At 66.7% G+C, this 4,206-nt stretch carries 4 protein-coding genes; all 4 read left to right on the forward strand.

What is annotated here, in order from left to right; genetic code table 11:
• Positions 1–244, forward strand: a 244-nt coding sequence (locus BFP96_RS00605; RefSeq protein WP_139113297.1) for a DUF4381 domain-containing protein, incomplete at its 5' end; no start/stop codon positions are given.
• Positions 237–1,325 (forward strand): vWA domain-containing protein, encoded by a 1,089-nt coding sequence (locus BFP96_RS00610; protein ID WP_065891782.1) that lies wholly within the window; start codon positions 237–239, stop codon positions 1,323–1,325. The genes BFP96_RS00605 and BFP96_RS00610, both read left to right, overlap by 8 nt.
• On the forward strand, positions 1,322–3,061 hold the full coding sequence (locus BFP96_RS00615; RefSeq protein ID WP_065935381.1) for a tetratricopeptide repeat protein: 1,740 nt from the start codon (positions 1,322–1,324) through the stop codon (positions 3,059–3,061). The genes BFP96_RS00610 and BFP96_RS00615 overlap by 4 nt, the downstream gene beginning before the upstream one ends.
• Positions 3,058–4,206 (forward strand): BatD family protein (locus tag BFP96_RS00620; RefSeq protein WP_065935382.1); only part of this gene is annotated, 1,149 nt, incomplete at its 3' end. The genes BFP96_RS00615 and BFP96_RS00620, both read left to right, overlap by 4 nt.

Here is a 4,206-nt window from a genome sequence, read left to right on the forward strand (position 1 = left end):
CTGGCTGCAACAACTCAATGGCTTGCTCAAGCGCCTGTGCCGCAACGACTACCCCTACAGCCAAAGCCACACCCTCAACGGCCGCAAATGGCTGGCGTTCCTGGATAACCGCTGCCCCGCCGCCGGCCTCACACGCTGGATGGTGCTGGTCGAAGGCGCCTACAAGCCCGAATGCAAACTCGACGACAAGGCCATCGCCGGCCTGACCCAAGCCGTCGACACCTGGATTCGCAAACATGTTTGAGTTCGCCTGGCCGTGGATCTTCGTCCTGTTGCCGTTGCCGTGGCTGATGCGCCTCATCCTGCCGATGGCCGACAGCGGCGAACCGGCCTTGAAGGTCAGCTACCTCAGCGACCTCCAAAGCCTGGCCCGGCGCCGCGCCCGGATCAATCTGCCGGGCTGGCGCCAGCAGGCACCGTACGTGGTGCTGTGGCTGCTGCTGTTGACCGCCGCCGCACGCCCGGAATGGCTTGGCGAGCCGCTGCCGATTGCCGCCAGTGGCCGCGACCTGCTGGTGGCCGTGGATGTCTCCGGCTCCATGGACTTTCCCGACATGCACTGGCAGGACGAGGACGTCAGCCGCCTGGCCCTGGTCAAGCACCTGCTCGGTGACTTTCTTGAAGAGCGTGAGGGCGACCGCGTAGGCCTGATCCTGTTTGGCAGCCAGGCCTACCTGCAAGCGCCGCTGACCTTCGACCGGCGCACCGTGCGCACCTGGCTGGACGAAGCGCGCATCGGCATTGCCGGCAAGAACACTGCGATCGGCGACGCCATCGGCCTGGCCTTGAAACGCTTGCGTCAGCGCCCGGCGCAAAGCCGCGTGCTGATCCTGGTGACCGACGGCGCCAATAACGCCGGGCAAATCGACCCGCTCACCGCCGCGCGCCTGGCCGCTGAAGAAGGCGTGAAAATCTACCCGATCGGCATCGGCGCCGACCCCGAGCAAACCGGCTCCCTGGGCATTCTGGGCGTAAACCCGAGCCTGGACCTCGACGAACCGGCGCTCAAGGCCATCGCCGAGGCGACCGGCGGCCAGTATTTCCGCGCCCGTGATGGCAAGGAGCTGGAACAGATCAAGGCCACCCTCGACACCCTGGAACCCGTCGAACAGCAACCCACCCGCGCCCGCCCCGCTCACGCGCTGTACAGCGGCCCTTTGGCCCTGGCGTTGCTGCTGAGCCTGTTGCTGGTGGTGCAGGAGCGCTGGCCGAACAACGCCTTACAGCGGCTGTACGACAAACTGTCGAGCAGGGGCCTGTTCCTGCCACAAAGCCCTGAATGGCGACAGCGCCTCAAGCGCCTGCGCCTGCGGAGGCGTCGATGATCGCCTTGTGGCCGCACTGGCTGCGCCCCTGGTGGCTGTTGCTGCTGCCGCTGCTCGGTTGGTTGCTGTGGCAACTGTGGCACCGGCAAAAGCGCGCCGGACGCTGGCAGATCATCCTGCCGCCGGCCTTCCACGCCGTACTGCTCAGCGGCGGCAACGGTCGCGAAAGCAAATCCCCCTGGGTCGTGCTGGGCATCGCCTGGCTGCTGGCCGTGCTGGCGCTGCTGGGCCCCAGTTGGCAGCGGGTTGAACAACAGAGCCAAAAGCCTTCCGACCCGCTGGTGGTATTGCTGGAACTCACCCCCGAAATGCTCGCCACCGACAGCCCGCCCAATCGCCTCGAGCAGGCGCGGCGCAAGCTGTACGACCTGTTGCAGGCGCGCACGGATGCGCAAACCGCCATCGTCGTGTATGCCGGCAGCGCCCACACCCTGGTGCCGCTGTCCGACGACCTGGCCACCAGCCGTAACCTGCTCGAAGCACTGCGCCCCTCGATCATGCCCGAGCCCGGCCACCGCGCCGACCTCGCGGTGGATAAGGCCCTCGCCCTGCTCAAGCACGGCGGCCTCGGCCAGGGGCGCCTGCTGCTGATCGGCTCGTCGCTGTCCAAGCAGGAACGCCAGGGCATTCGTCTGCTGCTGCAAGGTAACCAGGCGCCAAGCCTGACAATCCTCGGCATCGGCAGCCGTGAAGGCACGCCGGTCACCCAGGAAAGCGGCGAATTCCTCAAGGACGAACAGGGTGCGATTCTGATCCCGCGCCTGGACAGCCCGACCCTCAAGGCGTTCGCCAGCGAAATGGGCGGCCGCTACCGAGCGGCGCGCCTGGACGACAAAGACCTGCGGCAACTGGGCGTACTCGATCCGCCCCAAACCCTGCGCGACGACGGCCAGCGTCTGCGCCTGGACACCTGGGCCGACCAGGGTTACTGGCTGCTCCTGCCGCTGCTGCTGTTGGCCGCCTGCGCGGGACGGCGCGGCTGGCTGTTTTGCCTGCCGCTGCTCTTGATGGCCGCACCGCAGCCCAGCTACGCCTTCGAATTCCAGGACCTGTGGCTGCGCCCCGACCAGCAGGGCCAGTACCTGCTGAAGAAAAAACGCCCCGCCGAGGCCGCCGAACGCTTCCAGGACCCGCAATGGCAAGGCGTGGCCCTGTATGAAGCGGGTAACTACGTCGAGGCCATCAAGCGTTTTGCCGAAGCTGACACCGCCTACGCCCACTACAATCGGGGTAACGCCCTGGCCAGATCCGGTGCGCTGGAAGCTGCAGTCGATGCCTACGAACAGGCGCTGGAAGCCCAGCCCGATCTGCAACCGGCCTTGAAAAACAAGGCGCTGGTGGAAAGCCTGCTGCAGCAACACGCGCAGCCCGAGCCCGACGAGCCGGAAAAAAACCAGGATGACGAAACCACCCAACCCGGCCAAACTGCGCAACCGGGCGCCGACGGGCAAAAGGCCGAGGGTGGCGAGCAATCCACCCAGGGCCAGGGCCAGACCGGCAACGGCGCTACCGACACGGCTACCGCGCCGCCCACCGGCAGCAACGAAGTGCCCGGCAGCGAACTGGGCGATGAGCACACCACCACGCCGCCGCTGCGCCCAACCGATGCCAGCCTTGACGGCGAACACCGCCAGGCGCTGGAGCAATGGCTGCAGCAGATCCCGGACAACCCCGGGGAGCTGCTGCGGCGCAAATTCTGGTACGAACAGCAACAGCATCAGGACAAGACTCGATGAGCCGCCGCACCACCCTTCTGCTCCTGCTCGCCTTGTCGGCAGGCCACGCCCAGGCGGCGAACCTGGTCGCCAGCGTCGACCGCAGCCGCCTCAATTCCGGGGAAACGGTGGAACTGACGGTGGAGTCCAGCGACGTGACCCAGTTCGGCAAACCCGACCTGTCGCCCCTGGATGCGCAGTTCGAAGTCAGCGGCACGCGCCAGATCAACCAACTCACTACCCTGGGCGGCGATAACCACGCGACCACACGCTGGATCATCACCCTGTTGCCCAGGGAAAACGGCACGGTGGTGATCCCGCCTCTGCAGGTGGGCGAGCTCAAGACCCAGCCGATTACCCTGCAGGTGGTCGAAACCGCCAGCCAGAACACCAGCGCCGAACTGGCGCCGGTGTTTGTCGAAGCCAGCCTCGACCAGACCAGCGTCTACGTGCAGGCCCAGGCCCTGTTGACCGTGCGCGTGTATCATTCGGTGTCGCTGTACGACGACAGCAGCCTGACGCCCCTGCAAATCCCCGATGCACGCGTGGAGCAACTGGGCGAGTCGCGCACCTATGAAAAAGTCATCAACAGCATTCGCCATGGCGTGATCGAAACCCGCTACGCGATCTACCCCCAGCGCAGCGGGCCGTTGGCAATTGCGGCGCAGACGTTCAGCGCCACGCTGGTGGAGTCGCGCCCGCCGCAGGAGAACACCCTGCAGGGCACCAAGCCGGGCAAGCTGATCCACGCAAGCTCGGCGCCCCTGGCGCTGACGGTCAAGCCCAAGCCCGAGTTCTACCCCGCCGACGCGCCGTGGTTGCCGGCGCGCAGCCTGAGCCTGAACGAAGCCTGGAACCCCGCGCCGGAGCATGTGCAGGTCGGTGACTCACTGACGCGCAGCCTCACGGTCAAGGTCGAAGGCCTGTCCAGCGCGCAACTGCCGGCGCTGCCCAGTACCGAGGTCAACGGCCTGCGGCGCTACCCGGATCAACCGGTATTGGGCAACGAGACCCGCGACCGCGGCCTGGTCGGCAGCCGTGAAGACCGCGAAGCCCTGGTGCCCACCCGTGCCGGAGCGCTGGAACTGCCCGCCGTGGAAGTGGTGTGGTGGAACACCCACGAAGACCACCTTGAACGCACCACCCTGCCGGCCCGCACCCTGCAA

The organism is Pseudomonas sp. 34 E 7, from assembly GCF_900005715.1.
Lineage (GTDB): Bacteria > Pseudomonadota > Gammaproteobacteria > Pseudomonadales > Pseudomonadaceae > Aquipseudomonas > Aquipseudomonas orientalis_A.